Source organism: Paenibacillus sepulcri, from assembly GCF_042647105.1.
Taxonomy (GTDB): Bacteria; Bacillota; Bacilli; order Paenibacillales; family Paenibacillaceae; genus Paenibacillus_Z; species Paenibacillus_Z sepulcri.
On the sequence record NZ_JBHRUP010000001.1, the window covers coordinates 7,957,765 to 7,974,513 of the forward strand.

A 16,749-nucleotide genomic window follows, 5' to 3' on the forward strand; every position below is an offset into this window, starting at 1 on the left:
GTCCTCAAGTACCCCCGTCTTCTCCATAGTTAGTCAGATAACATGATGATTTTATCCTCATGTTATTTCCTCTGCTTTCCCGCCTTACAGTACCGCTTTACAGTTCTGCTTTACTAAAGTTAATCGCTATTCGGGGCAGGGTTCTCAAGAGGGAGCCCTTTTTCGGCTGTGTCTAAAATCCAGGCGATTATTTTTTTGAAATTATGCTGAGAAAGCGATTGCAAACCAGGAAAGAGTGTTATACAATAATCTCAATTCAACTAGGTTGAATTAAATACAACTTAGTTAATTATAATTCCATAACATTGAAGGATATTGTTCAGGTCATCAAGCTCCTCTCAATGGAAAGGAGATGAAATCAGCAGGAAGGCTGACAAGGCTGCAGCTTGGATGAATTTAAGAAACCGCTTTCAAAGTTTTCGAGGATTATGGCAGTAATTATATTCAATTCTAAACTTAGAGGAGTGACAATGAAGAATGAAAAAGTACAAAGTGGGTATTGTTGGTGCTGGCGGCGTAACCGAATTGCATTTTGTGGGATACAAGGATCATCCGGAACGTATCGAGGTTGTGGCCTTATGCGACAAGGATGAGGAAGCGCTCCATGCCAAGGCCGACAAATACGGCGTGCCGCAGCGGTTTACGGATTTGCAGGATTTTATCCAAAACAGCGGCATCGATGTTGCTGTCGTCTGTACGCCCACCTCCATCCGCAAGCAAATCGTATTTCCGCTCATTGAAGCCGGCATTCCGGTATTTGTGGAGAAGCCGTTCTCCGACACGCTTGCCGAAGCGGCAGAAATCACGAACAAAGCAAAGCAGTTTGACGTGCCGATTTCGGTTAATCAGAACTTCCGCGGCCATTTTCCTTTCAAGCTGGTTAAGGAGAAGGTTGCGGCGGGTTTGATCGGCGGTGTTACCTCCATATTGTTTTCCAATCTGTTCTTCCGGCAGGACGCAGGCTGGCGGCTGGATTGCGAGCGCCATGCGCTTTCGGTGATGGGGATTCACTGGTTTGACGGATTCCGGCAGATTCTGGGCAGCGAGGCCGTATCGGTTGTCTGTCAGACGCGTTCCTCCTCCGCCATTAACTGCGCGGGCGAGACCGATGCCACGGTGCAGATTGTCTTCGAGAACAATGCGGTAGCTACTTATGTGCAGAGCTTCTCCTCCACATTCAACAAAACGGAAATGATTGTCATTGGCGAGACGGGGACGATCGTAACCAGCCACAACAAGGCGGAACTGTATCGCAAAGGCGACAAGACGCCGTCCGAATCATGGGACAACTACATATCAAGGGAGGTACAGACGTACGAGGGGCTGAATCAGCTTCTGACCAGTCTGGAAACCGGAGAGGAACCGTCCAACAGCTCAAGCGATAATTTGAAAATCGTATCCATGCTGGACGCGGCTTATGTCTCCGCCAAGGAGAACCGCATCGTTCAATTGCAGCAAGGCGCTTTCGTGTAAAGAGGTTCACTTACGTTTGAGCATCAAAAAATCGATTGAAGTGGAAGGTAACGAACATGCGCGAACAATCTGCTGTTTTGCAGTCGTCCGTTTCCGTAGGTGAAAAGAGCAAATGGCATTCTCTCAAATCTGATCTCAAACGCGATAAATATCTTTATTTTCTCGTGCTGCCTGGCGTTCTCTTTTTTATCCTTTTCAAATATGTCCCCATGTGGGGGGTTATCATTGCCTTTCAGGAGTATTCACCCTATCTGGGTATTCTGAACAGCGAGTGGGTCGGTTTGGAGCATTTTATCCGATTCTTCTCCAATCCTGACTTCACGCTGCTGTTCCGCAATACGATGATGATCAGTTTCTTGAATCTGGTGTTCTTCTTTCCTCTGCCGATTGTATTGTCCCTGCTGCTCAATGAAGTCAAGAGTCAGGGCTTCAAAAGAGTCATACAATCGGTTGTGTATCTTCCGCACTTTTTCTCCTGGGTCATTATAGCCGGGATATCGTTCCTATTGCTGTCGGAGTCGACAGGCATCATCAATATGATGATGGCCGCTCTGGGGCTGCCCAAATACGATTTCCTGACCAACACGGACACGTTCTGGGGCCTCCTGGTGCTGCAAAATATTTGGAAGGAAACCGGCTGGGGGACGATCATTATACTGGCAGCCATTACGTCCGTTGATCCGCAGCTGTACGAGGCGGCTAAAATAGACGGAGCCAACCGGCTGCTGCAGGCCTGGCATGTCACGCTGCCCTCGATCCGCAGCGTCATTCTTGTCCTGCTGATCCTCCGGCTGGGCCATATTATGGATGTCGGCTTCGAGCAGCTGTTCCTGATGGACAACGGAGCCGTAGCCAAATTTGCGGATGTATTTGAAACCTATGTCTACCGCAACGGGATTCAGCAGGGACAGTTCAGCTACAGCACGGCTGTCGGATTATTCAAATCCGTAGTCGGCCTTGTGCTGGTCGTGCTTGCCAACAAGCTGGCCAAACGGTTTGGCGAGGATGGAGTTTATTAAGCACAAGACGACAAGGAGGCGGAATATGAAAGAGAGCTTTGGAGGCCGGCTGTTTAACGGAGTGAACGCCTTCGTACTGATTATAGTCGGCCTCGTCACGCTGTTCCCGCTGTATTATGTGTTTATTGTTTCGTTCACCGATTCGCATGAATATTTGCAAAAGAACGGCTTCGTGCTGTTCCCCCAAAACTGGACGCTGGCGTCTTACAAGTATTTGCTGGGTACCTCGGCTTTTATGGACGCCACCCTGGTCAGCACATTTCTGGCAACGGTGGGAACTGCTTTGAGCCTGATTTTCACCTCGGCCATGGCCTTCGGGATGTCCCGCAAACGATTGCGGGGAAGAAGAATCATGATGCTGATGATCCTGCTGACGATCCTGTTCAACCCGGGCATTATTCCCAATTATATCGTCGTCCGTGACTTTGGCCTGATCAACAGTGTATGGTCGCTCATCATTCCCGTGCTTATCAGCGGCTGGAACGTCATATTGATGAAAAGCTTTTTTGACAGCATCCCTGTTGAGCTTGAAGAAGCGGCCATGATTGATGGCTGCAACGATCTGGGGACGTTTTTCCGGATTGTGCTGCCATTATCGGCTCCGGCGCTCGCCGCATTCGGATTGTTCTACGCGGTCGCTTACTGGAACACATTCTTTAATGCCGTCCTGTACATTAATGATTTCGCCAAAGTCCCCCTTCAGATTGTGCTGAGGAATATGCTGATCGATTCGGACACCACCACCGGGGGCGCGGCAGCGGTCGAAATGATGTCGGATAACCAAATCCCGACCCAAACGATAAAAATGGCGGCTGTCGTCATTGCGACCTTTCCTATTTTGCTGGTTTATCCGTTCCTGCAAAAGCATTTTGCCAAAGGAGTCATGCTTGGTTCGGTCAAAGGTTAACAAGGGATACAAATCGCTAAGGAGGTTAAGGTGTGAAAAAAGCGTCTGTTCGGTTGTCCCTGGCTGCGCTTCTGGCTTTGAGCCTGGTGACGTTAGCAGCATGCTCCAGTGAACCGCAGGGCGGAGCAGCAGCAAACAAGCCGGTTGACGGCCAGTCGGAGGAGACCGTCACTCTGAATATTTTAAGCAATTTTTCTATTGCCCAGCCGCCCGGACCGGACAATCCGGTTACCAAGGAATTTGAAAAACGGACGAATACGAAGCTTAACATTACCTGGGTGTCAGACGGTGTATATAATGACAAATTAAACGTCTTGCTCGCTTCGGGCGATCTGCCGGATCTGATTAAGCTGCCGGATACGACGACGATTCCACAGTTCAGCACGATGGTCAGGCAAGGTGCCTTCTGGGATTTGACGCCACTGCTCAAGGATTACAAAAATTTGATGGATTCGCCTGCGCAAATCTGGGAAAATACCAAAATGGACGGGAAAAATTTCGTCGTTCCCATTGTACGGCCGCTGGAGGGGGGAGCCACCCTCGCCATCCGCCGGGATTGGCTGGACAAACTGCATCTGCAGATGCCGACAACGATGGATGAATTGTACACGGTCATGAAAGCGTTCAAAGAGAACGCGCCTGACGGCAAACAAAATACTTACGGGTATACGATGCGTACGAACGAAATTATTGATAATACGTTCAACGGATCGAACGGAAAGTGGAAAGAAGTGGATGGCAAGCTTATTGATGTTACCCTGGAGCCCACGATGAGGGACGCCATCCTGTACAAGAAGAAATTATTTGACGAGGGGCTTATCCCGCCTGATTTCGCCATTATGAAAGACGACCAGTTCTGGGACCTGGCAACGGGCGGAAGCGCCGGAGTGACGGGGGAGACCATTGAAGCCTTGTGGAGATGGACCTACGACCAGTGGAAACGCGATCCTTCTGTCGTCTGGGAGCCGCTGGTTTCGATAGCGGCTTCGCAGGGTCAATTTACCGCCCAAAACTCGGGATTTATCGGCGTGGCGGCCATTCCCAAAAGCGTTCCCGAGGCGAAGGTAAAGAAGATTTTGTCCCTGCTCGATTATGGAGCGTCGCTGGAGGGAAGCACGCTGTCCCAATACGGCATCGAGGGCGTGCATTACACCAAAGAGGATGGTTATTTTGTGACGAACGAGCAATCGGTCAAGGACAGTCTGGGTACGGGATCGTTCGGCAAGCTGTTCATGAAGCATGATCCCTATATGTATGCATTTGCTCCCGGAATGCCCAAGGATGTATTCGAGAGAAACAAGAAGATCATCGACGCCAAATCCAAGGTCAGCACACCGAATCCTGCCATTGGCCTGGCTTCCGAAACCAACGTGAAGCTCGGCGCCGAATATACGAAGAAGATCGACGACTTGAAAGTACAGGTCATCATGGGTAAAGCGGGCATTGACGCCTGGGACAAACTTGTGGCCGATCTGAAGCAGGACGCCAACTATCAGAAGATCATTCAGGAAATGAATTCCGCCTATAAAGAGCGTCTGGCATCCAAGTAAATATAAACAAAGGAGAATGAGAGAATGGCTACCATAACTGACTTAAGGAATCAGGATCCATCCCGCATACTGAACGAAAGCTGGGGTAAAATTCAATGGCTATGCGGGAAGGAGATTGACGAGGAAAGCGAAATGACCTTCGGCATGGTGTATATCAACGCGGGAGACGCCAATCCCAGGCATGTGCATCCCAACTGCGAGGAGATTATTTTCATTCTGTCGGGAGAGTGCGACCATACGCTGGGGGCAGAAACGTTTCATCTGGAGCCGGGCATGATGCTGCGTATTCCGCGCAATGTCCCGCATAATGCGACAACCACCAGCTGGGAGCCATGCCGGATGATAATTGCTTACTCCTCGGGCGACCGGCAGACGATTGGAGAGTAAGCGGGAATCCGGTTTATCATCACATCCCGCTCCATGAGGTATAACCTATGCTTGAGCTGAATGCTTTGCAAATCACCATTATCGTCGGAGTAAGCGTCCTGATCGGCTTTGCCAAAACGGGCGTGTCCACCATGGGCATTTTTAACGCCATGCTCATGACGCTTGTTTTTCCGGCCAAATTATCCGTAGGCATTATGCTGCCCATGTTAATCGCGGGAGATATAATAGCCGTTGCCTATTATCGGAAAAACGTCATCTGGAAGCATTTGATCAGCCTGATTCCATGGGTGCTGCTGGGCATTCTTGGCGGCTATTATGTGCTGCTGCTCGTGGACGATAACCAATTAAAGCTGCTCCTGGGAGCGCTCATCGTCGGTCTGATCCTCCTTCAATTCATTAGAGAGCGGCTGGGAACGAAGCTGGATTCCAGGTTTCCTTCCTCACTGTGGTTTATTGGCACAATGGGGTTCCTGGCCGGCTTCGCGACGATGGTCGGCAACGTGTCCGGTTCGATTATGGCGATTTATCTGTTTGCCAAGAGGGTCCCCAAGCAGGAGTTTGTCGGTACCGGGGCATGGTTTTTCCTGCTGGTCAATCTGGTCAAGGTGCCTTTTTGTATCCATCTGGGGATGATTACCTCCGAATCCCTGCTCTTTAATGTCTGGATGATTCCGCTTATTGCTCTGGGCGCTTACGCGGGGATCAAGCTGCTTCCATTAATACCGCAGGCCCACTTTCAACGGATTATCCTGTGGCTGGGAGCCATCGGGGGCTTGAATCTTCTGGGGGAGAGCCTGATTGCGTATCTTCATCAATAGATGTCAAAGGAGAGTTGTTATGGGCATCAAGCTTGCGTTTTCAAGACCTACAGCCGACGCAGAGGAGCAGAAGCTGCTCTTCCGGGAGTTTCATAAGGAAGGCTATGACGGTCTGCAATTGAAAAGCGGACAGTACGCGGCTTTTCTGGAAGAGCCGGCCAGGTTCACAGCAGAATGGGGAGAACTGCCGGGCATCGCCTCGGCGCTGATCGCAGGAGGACGACTGGAAGAGGCGGATATAGAGCAGCTTCGCAAAGTATTCAGCTTTGCCGCTCATGCGGGTACGGAGCTTATCGTCTACTGCCATGGAATCGGACGCGCGGAGGTTACGGAAGCGGATATCCGGCGCTATGCCGATGTATTGTCGGAGCTGGGCAATGAAGCGCAGCAGCAGTACGGCGTCAAGCTGTCGCTCCATCATCATCATAATAATCCGGTCATGTACCGTGAGGATTTTGATATCTTTTTTGACCGCGCCAGGGAAGGCTCCGTAGGATTGACGGTGGACACGGCGCATCTCGTCAAGTCCGGCATCACCGACATCGCAGAAGTTATCCGCAGCTTCGGCCACGTAATCGACAACTTTCATATGAAGGATTTCGAGCAGGGCGAATGGAGGGTGTTGGGTCAGGGCGCTATCGACTTCGGGCCGGTCTTCGGCGCTATTCGGGAAATCGGCTATAGCGGCTGGATCTCGGCCGATGAGGAGAGCGGGGGAGGAGTAATGGAAGGAATGAAAACCTGCTATTCGTATTTGCGCAACGGGCTGAAATCATAGGGTTGATTCGTCAAATGCAAGATCAACAAGTAACAACCTCTTAAAGGAGCTGGTACTTATGGGAAAAAAGCAGTATTGATCGGTGCCCTGGATACGAAGGGGCAGGAGTACCGGTTTGTACGGGATACTCTCGAAGCTTGCGGATTGGAGACCTATGTCATTGATACGGGAGTGCTCGGGGAGCCAGCGTTCCCGCCGGATGTGTCTGCCGGTGAAGTGGCGAGGGCAGGCGGGTCGAGCATGGAGGAGCTGCGAAGCGGGAACGACCGCGGCAGGGCCGTCGCCGTCATGACGCGGGGAGCGGCCAATATTGCAGCGGAGCTCGAGCGGCAGGGGTTGATCGGAGGCGTGCTGGGGATGGGCGGTACGGCGGGTACGACTGTTGCCGCTTCCGCATTGCAGGCGCTGCCGATCGGGATTCCGAAGCTGCTGGTATCTACCGTCGCATCGGGAAATACGAGGCCTTATGTAGGCGTGAAGGATATCATGATGATGTATTCCGTGGTCGATATTGCCGGGATCAACCGGCTGTCCCGACGAATTCTGAGCAATGCGGCCTACGCGCTCGCGGGAATGATTCTCCGTCAGCAGCTTGAGCAGCAGCAAGGAGCGGACGTTGACGACAAAGTAACGCTTGGCATTACCATGTTCGGGGTCACGACACCCTGCGCGACCCGGGTCCGCGAATTATTGGAGGATCGGGGATATGATCTGCTCGTATTCCATGCTACCGGAGCAGGCGGCCAGGCGATGGAAGAACTGATCCGGGCGGGCTATATCAAGGGCGTCGCCGATATTACGACAACGGAGCTTGCCGACGAGCTTGTCGGGGGGATCTTCAGCGCGGGAGCTGGCAGGCTGGAAGCGGCAGGCACAGCCGGCATCCCGCAGGTGGTCTCAGTGGGGGCGCTGGATATGGTCAATTTCGGTCCGCCGGAGACGGTCCCGGGCAAGTTCAAGGAACGGCTGTTCTACCAGCATAATCCTACAACTACGCTTATGCGCACAACAGCCGCGGAGAACCGCGAGCTGGGGCGGATTTTGGCGGAAAAGCTGAATCATAGCGCTGCCCCAACCGTTGTTGTGTTTCCCCGAGGGGGAGTTTCCTTATTGGATATGAAGGATGGTGCGTTCGAGGGCACGCAGGAGCGGCAGGCTTTATATGAGGGAATGAAACAGCATCTTCGGGCAGATATTGCCATGATTGAAATGGAAGAGGATATCAATCACACAGCGGTCGCTGACATCATCGCCGGCCAGCTGCTCAGTCTGCTGGAATTGACCAGGAAAGGATAGATCCAATAATGGCTATAGCGAGACAGGAAATAGTAGGACGGCTGCGTTCCCAACTGGAGCAGGGCCGCTTCATCGTAGGCGCCGGAGCCGGAACCGGCCTGTCTGCCAAGTGTGCGGAAGCCGGCGGCGCCGATATGATCATCATCTATAATTCGGGCCGGTACAGGATGGCAGGCCGGGGTTCTCTGGCCGGATTAATGCCGTACGGAGACGCCAATCAGATTGTGGTTGAGATGGGCGGGGAGGTGCTTCCCATTGTCAAGGATACGCCGGTGCTGGCGGGAGTGTGCGGTACGGACCCGTTCCGGCTGATGGATGTCTATCTGAAGCAGCTGAAGGAGCAGGGCTTCTCCGGGGTGCAGAATTTCCCCACCGTGGGACTGATTGATGGTGTGTTCAGACAAAATCTGGAGGAAACCGGGATGGGGTATGCTTTGGAGGTCGAGATGATCCGTCAAGCGCATGAGCTGGATTTATTGACGACTCCATATGTGTTCAACGAAGAGGATGCCGTGGCCATGGCACAAGCGGGTGCGGATGTCCTGGTAGCGCATGTCGGTCTGACAACCAAGGGGAGCATCGGGGCCAAGACCGCGCTCACGCTCGATGAATCGGCGGAGCTTATCCAACGCATTCATGATGCGGGCAAAAGCGTGAATCCCGGGCTTCTCGTCATTTGTCACGGTGGGCCGATCTCCGAGCCGGAGGATGTCGACTATGTGCTGGCGCGCACGCATGGCATCGCAGGCTTCTTCGGAGCATCCAGCGTGGAGCGGCTGCCAACGGAAATTGCCATTACGGAGCAGGTGAGGAAGTTCAAGAAGCAGGGTGTACGGGAGACCGCGCAGGAGTTATAAAAGAAAATATGCATCCCGTATCTGCCTCCGGAGAGGTTCAGGTACGGGATTTTTGGTTTTGCAGGCTGCTGCTGAAAGCGCTTAGATAATTATCATGCTGCTATGATTCTTTTTCTATTGAACGAAGGAAGCATGCTGCACTATGATAAGTGTGAACAAAAGCATTTATTCATCAAGTATACGGAATAAAAAGGTGATCAGCATGCAGTTTGAATATACGGTCTTAAAAAAGAAGGTTGATATTTATGGTGTCAAATACTTTCTGGACGAGAGGGATCACCTTCCAAAATTCAACGATATATCCTTTATACGAGTTTTAAATATTCTTGGAGATCAGGGATGGGAGCTTGCGGTTAAAGAAAGCCAAAATACATATATTCTTAAACGTCAGGTGACATCATAAAAGAATGATTCAAATCATACGCTAATATTCAGAATCTGTGGTAGGATATGGAGTATAGGCTTGCGCTTATGCCGCAGTTTTACTGCGATATAATAAATGATGACAGGAAGGGTGTTAAAAATGAAAAACACATTCAACGCAACTATAAACATGAATATAATCCGGAGGGTGACTCATGTTTAGCCCTCCAAAATAATGGAGGAGAACATATTTGAATTCCAGAATCAAGAAATTTTTATCTTATTACAAACCTTATTTAGGATTATTTTATGCAGATATGGCATGTGCGTTTATGATATCGGCCGTTACTCTGGTGCTCCCATTATGCATAAGATATGTCACTAAAAATATATTGGACGGAAATATGGCCAATGCGCACCAGCAGCTTTATGTAATGGGTGCAGTTATGCTCGTATTGGTTGCCATTCATACCATCTGCAATATGTTTGTGGATTATCAGGGACATACGATGGGCGCTATGATGGAACGCGACATGCGCAGGGAATTATTTGAACATTATCAGAAACTATCGAACCGCTTTTATGATGAACAAAAAACAGGTCAGCTGATGACACGGATCACCAATGATTCCTTTTCGCTTTCTGAATTGTATCATCATGGTCCTGAAGATATCGTCATTTCCATGTTGAAATTTGTCGGTGCCTTCATCATCCTGATCAATATTGACGTCAAGCTGACTTTAATTGTCTTTCTCTTCTTGCCGGTCATGGCCGTTTACTCCTTTTATTTTAATAAGAGAATGAACATTGCGTTAAGAAAAAGCAAGGATAGAATCGGCGATATCAACGCGCAGGTCGAGGATACTCTTTCAGGCATCAGAGTCGTCAAATCATTTACGAACGAGCCGGTGGAAGAGCGGAAATTCGCCTACGAGAACAACCGTTTTGTGCAAAGCAGAAAAGAAGGCTATAAAAGTGAGGCGTACTTTTCTGCGGGTTTGATTGCGTTCACGCAGCTGATTACCATTGCCGTCATCGTCTTTGGCGGAGCAGGTATGCTTCATTCTTCTCTGGATTTGGCCGATTTGCTGACATTTATATTATGTATCGGCATCCTCATCGAGCCCATTCAGAGATTGGTTAATTTCGCCAGGCTCTATCAGGAGGGAATTACGGCATTTGACCGGTTTATGGAAATGCTGGAGATCGAGCCGGATATCCAGGACTCGGCGGACGCCATTGAGCTTGCGCATGCTCAGGGAAATGTGGAATTTAAACAGGTCAGCTTCAAGTATAACGAAAACTACGACTATGTGCTGAAGGACATCTCACTGGATATAAAAGCCGGTGAATATGTTGCATTCGTAGGGGCTTCAGGCGTCGGCAAAACAACCTTATGTTCGTTGATTCCCCGTTTCTACGAAATAACCAGGGGGGCAATCCTTCTCGACGGCAAGAATATCAGCGATATCAGCTTACACTCGTTAAGAAGGAACATAGGCATTGTCCAGCAGGATGTGTATTTGTTTGCCGGCACCATCTCCGACAACATCCGCTATGGCAAAATGGATGCAAGCGAGGAAGAAATTATGGAAGCGGCCAAAAAGGCGAACGCCCATGATTTTATCATGGATCTGCCGGACGGGTATGATTCCGATATTGGTCAGCGCGGCGTGAAGTTATCCGGAGGGCAGAAGCAGCGCCTGAGCATTGCACGCGTTTTCTTGAAGAATCCGCCTGTTATCATTTTTGACGAAGCGACAAGCGCTCTGGACAATGAAAGCGAAAAGGCCGTTCAGGAATCATTGGAAAAGTTAACGGACAACCGGACCACGCTTGTCATTGCCCATCGTTTGTCCACGGTTCGAAATGCACAGCGGATTATTGTATTAACGGATAGCGGGATTGACGAGCAGGGAACGCATGAAGAATTGATTAAATTGGATGGCACCTATGCGAATTTATACAATCTGCAATTAAAAATATAAGACGCGAAGTCTTAACAGATGTCATTGGTGTTTACCAGTTATTTCTAAATAATAAAATATTCATGCGGTAGAGTTGTCTTTCAGGCTGTCGAGAAAGTCTCGACAGCTATCTTTTTGTTTAATTATTTGAAGAAAACAAATTAGCTGCAGCACTGGCATACGAATGGGCTATCGCCATCAGTCAGACAAAAGAAAGAAGGTTGCAATCATGAAATGGATTCAGGTGGAACGAACTTCAGGCTTGAATGGAACTGTGAAAATTCCCGGCTCAAAAAACAGCTCATTAGCCTTATTGGCTGCTTCCTGCATGTCGGACGAGCCTGTGAGGTTGGCAGGCATACCGGAAATTGCAGATTTTAAAGTGATTTGCGAAATTGCAGAAGATATCGGAATCCGAATCGTACGCGAGTTTTCAGGCGAGGTGTATATCGATCCAAGCGGGGTCCGGTCTGCCTCAATTGATCCGGACAAAGCATCCCGGTTTCGAACGTCCTATTATTTTGTCGGAGCCCTGCTTGCCAAATGTGGAAAGGTCATCGTGGGGTACCCTGGCGGGGATGATTTTGTAAAACGTCCCATCGATCAGCATATTAAAGCCTTAAAAGCATTAGGCGCCAAATTTACATTTCACAAGGAATATTATGAAGTGGAAGCCAGGGAATTAACAGGCTCGAATATTTATTTTGATGTGATTACTTCGGGGGCAACCATCAATGCTATGCTGGCAGCCGTACGCGCAAAGGGTCAAACGGTGCTGCGAAATGCAGCCAAGGATCCCGAGATTGTCGATACCGCAAATTTATTGAACCATATGGGCGCTAAAATCAGCGGTGCCGGGACCGATACGATTCGTATTGAAGGGGTCCGGTCTCTTCGGGGCTGTACCTATACGGCTATTCCGGACCGGTTAATCGCGGGAGCCTTTCTGATCTCTGCAGGTGTGACAGGCGGGATAATTACAGTCGAAGATGTAATACCGGAGCATCTGGGCTCATGCTTGGCGAAATTAAAGGAAATCGGAGTGGATATCGAAATCCATGGCAATGCGATCACAGCCTCATCTGCGGGAGCTTTAAAAGCAACACGGGTCCGGACCTCCATGTACCCCGGTTTCGCCACAGACCTTCAGCAGCCGCTGACCGCGCTGCTTACGCAGGCGCCGGGAAGAAGCATCGTTAGCGACAAGGTATATCCGAACCGGTTCAACCATGTTTATCAATTAAGGAGAATGGGAGCGGATATCGAGCTGCGTTCGGGAACTGCCTTTATTAAAGGCGGCGCTCCTTTGCGGGGCAATTTGGTGCATGCTACCGACATCAGAGCCGGTATTTGTCTTCTGTTGGCCGGTTTAGCCGCAGATGGAAAAACCAGCATCACCGGTATCCACCATTTTGAACGGGGATACGAAAATATAGTTCAGGAATTCCGCTCATTGGGAGCCAGAATTGAAGAAATGGATTCCAGTGAAGACAGTATGGAAATGCTGCATGTTGCAGAGAAATGAAATATCCGATAAAAGGGTGATGGATGTTGATCAAAGCTGTGCTTTTCGATTTGGATCTCACTTTGTTAGACAGAGACGCGTCGGTCAGGAAATTCGCAGCAGCGCAGCATTTGCGGCTTCATTGTTTATCCCATATCCCCATGGACACTTATGTATCACGATTTATTGAACTGGATGAAAGAGGATATGTCTGGAAAGACAAAGTCTATCAACGTTTAATTGTTGAATTCGGCATCGCAGGTATGACGTGGGAAGAATTGTTGGAAGATTACATATCGGAGTTTCATAAAAGCTGTATTCCTTATCCCAATCTGATTGAAATGCTGGACCGTCTAAAAAGGGAAAATTATAAATTAGGCTTAATCACCAATGCTGTTGGAGATTTTCAGTTCAGAAATATTCAAGCCATCGGAATTGACCCTTACTTTGAAGCTATTCTTATTTCAGGGTGGGAAGGGATTAGAAAGCCGGATCCGGAGATTTTCTTGAGGGCGCTAAAGAAGCTTGGCGTAGAAGCAGGGGAAAGCGTCTACATCGGCGATCATCCGGTTAATGATGTGCAAGCCGCGCGAAATGCAGGGATGAAGGGAATATGGAAGAAGGATTCCCAATGGGAGACACCGCAGGATGTTGACGGGATAATCAGCGACTTATCGGAAGTCCCGGACCTTATCCGGGCATTTGACCAAAGTGGCGTCAGAATAGCGGATAATGAACAGATTGTCCGGACGATCCGTTACGGTTCAACCGAGCCGCTGCCGCAGCGGCGCCTGCTCCGGGCAGGACCGCTGACCGCTGTTCTTGAAGACGGAGGATTAAGATACATCCGCTATGGCAGTCAGGAAGTCGTGAGAGGCATTTATGCCGCCGTGCGGGACCGGAACTGGGGTACGATCAAGCCGGTCTTCCGAGGATTCGAGGTGTCGGAAGGATCAGACTCGTTCGAGGTCCGATTTGTCGCCGAACACCGGCAGGATGACATTGATTTCGTGTGGGATGGTTCGATTAAAGGGTCAAGGGACGGTACGATCTCATTCACATTCGACGGTGCGGCCCGCTCGTCCTTTCTGAAAAACCGCATCGGGTTCTGCGTTCTGCATCCTGCGGAGCTGGCAGGCGCCCAGGCGGAAGTTGAGACGGCTGCCGGTACAATGGCTGGGAGGTTCCCGGACCGTATTTCGCCTCATCAGCCGTTCAAGGAAATGACGGGCATCCGCTACGAGATTCAACCGGGTTTGATGGCGGAGCTGCGATTTGGCGGCGAGCTGTTCGAAATGGAAGACCAGCGCAATTGGACGGATGCTTCCTACAAAACATACTGTACGCCGCTCCGGCTGCCTTATCCGGTCAATATGCGGCAGGGACAGCAGGTCCGGCAGACCGTAACGCTTCGGCTGATTGGTGAGGGGATATCCGCTGGGCATCCGGAGTCCGTTTCTTCAGAAGTGAACAGACCGCTTCAAGTAGAGCTTGAAGACCGTTCTGCCGGCCGCATCCCGCAAATTGGCCTGGCGGTAACACCCGGGCATATGATCAAGCCGGATGAGACGGAAGCGCTGCGGGCACTGCGGCTATCCTTCCTGCGGGCGACGATTCGGCTAAACGTCCCGGGCTGGGAGCGGGAGCTTGGCTATGCCGCGGAAGCCGCCAGAACACTGGGCATCGGACTGGAGCTGGAAACGGTTGGATGCGAGGATAACGGACAATTGAAAGCGCTAATTCGGTCGTTTGCCGAAAATCAGATTCCCCTTGAGGCCTTATTCGCCTTTTCCTCTTCTGAATATGTAAGCAATCGGGACATCATATCCACGTTGATTACGCTCAGGGACGAGGCTAAGCTCACCTTCCGCATAGGGGGCGGCACACGGGGATATTTCGCCGAGTTCAACCGGGCGGAGCTGCCAATCGACCGGATGGAAGCGGCGATGTACACAATCAATCCGCAGGTCCATGCTTTCGACTTATCGTCGATGGCGGAGACGGTGTCCGCACAGGCTGATACTGTGCGAAGCGCCCGTGCAATCATCGGCGCTTTGCCGCTCAGCATCGGACCAATCACGTTCAAGCCGCGCTTGAATCCGGATGCGGCAAGCGAGGAAGCGGTGCGCCGCTCGCAGGATCGCTCGAGCCATTTGGACCCGCGGCAGCAGTCCTTGTTCGGAGCGTGCTGGACGCTGGGCAGCTTGCGCAGCCTGGCGGAGGCCAGAGCCGAGCGAGCATGCTACTTTGAAACGGCAGGCCCGCTGGGAGTAATGCCTGAAGGCGGAGGAACGGCGCCCTATCCGCTATATCATGTCCTGGCGGCTTTAGCCCCGCTCGAGGGTGCAGAATTGCTTGTCTGCCGGGTGGAGGACCGGTTAAGCTGTGATGCGTTGGCCATTCGCCGCGGCGACGGCGGTATCACGATGCTGTTCGTCAACTATACAGACGAGATAAAGCGCATTCGGGTTCAGGCGCCGATGTTTCAACCAGCCCGTTTCAGGGTGCTTGATGAACGCGGCATGCAGTTGGCGGACAGGGGCGGTGAACGGTTCCCGCAGCTTCAGGAGCTGCCTGTCCCAGCAGTAGAGAACGGATGGTTCGAACTGGAGCTGTTTCCATTCGCCTTTGCCGCGACCGAGGGGGAGGGTATCCGATAATCGGGTACTCTATGCGATGAAACGAAAGAAACACAGCCGGCGCAGCAGGCGTTATATTTTCACAGATTTTCTTTTGACGACCGTTATGATCCATAACAAGAGGGGAATCGCAATACCGCAAACAGGGATTACCCCGAATTCCCAATACGTTTGAAAGAATGTAACTTTCGTTTCATTCGGGAACAAAACAATAGCTGTAATAAAAATCGCCGGTGCGCCGAACCAAATGAATTTGCGCCAATCCTTCACATTGAACAAGTTGGCGATTTCATAGCTGGTGATAAACAAATATAAGGATAACTTAACAAATACTCCGAAAATCCAAATAAAAATGACGAATATATCGACGTTTTGGATGAAGTCCAAAATATTAATAGATCTTACAAGCATGAAAAATGGGAACCTTAATTTGGCTGCTACATTCGGACCAAAAACCAGCAGCACCATGATTGTAGATATAAGAACCATAAGTGCGGTAATGCTTACGCCCAGAATGGAACGCGAAAACGCTTTTTTGGGGTTATGTGTGAAAGCAAGGATAACCATTAACATGAGCGATTCTGCAAAAAAAGAAGCAGGGGCAAACGCTCCATTTATAATGTTTGCCGCTCCGGAATCGGAATACATGGGCAGTAAATGGTTCCATTCCACATTTTCTGCGTTTAACAAAAAGCTGAGAACTAACGTTAAAAAAGTGATCGGGCCTGCGATTTCACAAAATCGGCCGATTCCCGTAATCCCCCCGGTATAAGTCAAATATGTCATTAAAACGATCATGAATGTCATGATCAACCAGACGGGTGTTTTGTCGAGAAGCGTGAGATGAATAAAGTCTGTGAATAAACGCAGTACATCAGCAGACAGCAGATACCAGGTAATGAAATAGGGTAGAACAATGAGTCTCCCGAACCATTTGCCAAGCAGAGCCTGGCTGAATTCGGTCAGGGTTTTGTTCGGATGGAGAAGGCTCAGATGTACGAAAAGAAAGGTTAAGGCTACACCTAGAACACCTGCTACAAGTATCGAAAGCCATGCATCTTGATTCGATATTTCAATTGAAGGCGAAATTCGCAGCATGACCGCAATAACGACTTCAACCGTTGCAACAATCCAAAAAATTTGCGATCCTGACAGCTTCATAAGCTTCATAAATCCCTACCACTCCCCATC

General features: G+C 50.2%; 13 protein-coding genes. 12 read left to right on the forward strand and 1 reads right to left on the reverse strand.

Annotated features, from left to right (window positions below; genetic code table 11):
- Positions 1-477: 477 nt before the first annotated feature.
- The 12 genes from ACFOLF_RS34505 to ACFOLF_RS34560 all read left to right on the forward strand — a co-directional run bounded on the left by ACFOLF_RS34505 (position 478) and on the right by ACFOLF_RS34560 (position 15,579).
- Positions 478-1,473: a Gfo/Idh/MocA family protein gene (locus ACFOLF_RS34505; protein WP_210045382.1), complete on the forward strand. Its 996-nt coding sequence runs from the start codon at positions 478-480 to the stop codon at positions 1,471-1,473.
- A 56-nt stretch (positions 1,474-1,529) separates the two neighbouring features.
- Positions 1,530-2,492: an ABC transporter permease gene (locus tag ACFOLF_RS34510; RefSeq protein ID WP_210045381.1), complete on the forward strand. Its 963-nt coding sequence runs from the start codon at positions 1,530-1,532 to the stop codon at positions 2,490-2,492.
- A 25-nt stretch (positions 2,493-2,517) separates the two neighbouring features.
- The gene (locus ACFOLF_RS34515; RefSeq protein WP_210045380.1) at positions 2,518-3,399 is read left to right on the forward strand and encodes a carbohydrate ABC transporter permease; all 882 of its coding nucleotides are present in this window, start codon (positions 2,518-2,520) and stop codon (positions 3,397-3,399) included.
- Between the two features lie 32 nt (positions 3,400-3,431).
- Positions 3,432-4,949: an extracellular solute-binding protein gene (locus ACFOLF_RS34520; RefSeq protein WP_379113435.1), complete on the forward strand. Its 1,518-nt coding sequence runs from the start codon at positions 3,432-3,434 to the stop codon at positions 4,947-4,949.
- Between the two features lie 24 nt (positions 4,950-4,973).
- Positions 4,974-5,336 carry a cupin domain-containing protein gene (locus ACFOLF_RS34525; RefSeq protein ID WP_210045379.1) on the forward strand — a complete coding sequence of 121 codons (363 nt, stop codon included), beginning with the start codon at positions 4,974-4,976 and terminating at the stop codon, positions 5,334-5,336.
- A 47-nt stretch (positions 5,337-5,383) separates the two neighbouring features.
- A complete protein-coding gene (locus tag ACFOLF_RS34530) occupies positions 5,384-6,154 on the forward strand; it encodes a sulfite exporter TauE/SafE family protein (protein WP_210045378.1) in 771 nt (256 codons plus the stop codon).
- 19 nt (positions 6,155-6,173) lie between these two features.
- On the forward strand, positions 6,174-6,932 hold the full coding sequence (locus ACFOLF_RS34535) for a sugar phosphate isomerase/epimerase family protein (protein ID WP_210045377.1): 759 nt from the start codon (positions 6,174-6,176) through the stop codon (positions 6,930-6,932).
- Between the two features lie 75 nt (positions 6,933-7,007).
- The gene (locus ACFOLF_RS34540) at positions 7,008-8,228 is read left to right on the forward strand and encodes a Tm-1-like ATP-binding domain-containing protein (protein WP_210045376.1); all 1,221 of its coding nucleotides are present in this window, start codon (positions 7,008-7,010) and stop codon (positions 8,226-8,228) included.
- 8 nt (positions 8,229-8,236) lie between these two features.
- Positions 8,237-9,085 (forward strand): phosphoenolpyruvate hydrolase family protein, encoded by an 849-nt coding sequence (locus tag ACFOLF_RS34545; RefSeq protein WP_210045375.1) that lies wholly within the window; start codon positions 8,237-8,239, stop codon positions 9,083-9,085.
- 614 nt (positions 9,086-9,699) lie between these two features.
- On the forward strand, positions 9,700-11,436 hold the full coding sequence (locus ACFOLF_RS34550) for an ABC transporter ATP-binding protein (RefSeq protein ID WP_210045374.1): 1,737 nt from the start codon (positions 9,700-9,702) through the stop codon (positions 11,434-11,436).
- Positions 11,437-11,644: 208 nt separating this feature from the next.
- Positions 11,645-12,940 (forward strand): UDP-N-acetylglucosamine 1-carboxyvinyltransferase, encoded by a 1,296-nt coding sequence (gene murA / locus ACFOLF_RS34555; RefSeq protein WP_210045373.1) that lies wholly within the window; start codon positions 11,645-11,647, stop codon positions 12,938-12,940.
- Between the two features lie 23 nt (positions 12,941-12,963).
- The gene (locus ACFOLF_RS34560) at positions 12,964-15,579 is read left to right on the forward strand and encodes an HAD-IA family hydrolase (RefSeq protein ID WP_379113437.1); all 2,616 of its coding nucleotides are present in this window, start codon (positions 12,964-12,966) and stop codon (positions 15,577-15,579) included.
- Between the two features lie 51 nt (positions 15,580-15,630).
- On the opposite strand, the gene ACFOLF_RS34565 is transcribed toward ACFOLF_RS34560, so the two are convergent.
- Positions 15,631-16,728, reverse strand: a complete 1,098-nt coding sequence (locus ACFOLF_RS34565; protein WP_210045372.1) for a GerAB/ArcD/ProY family transporter — start codon at positions 16,726-16,728, stop codon at positions 15,631-15,633.
- Between the last annotated feature and the right edge of the window lie 21 nt (positions 16,729-16,749).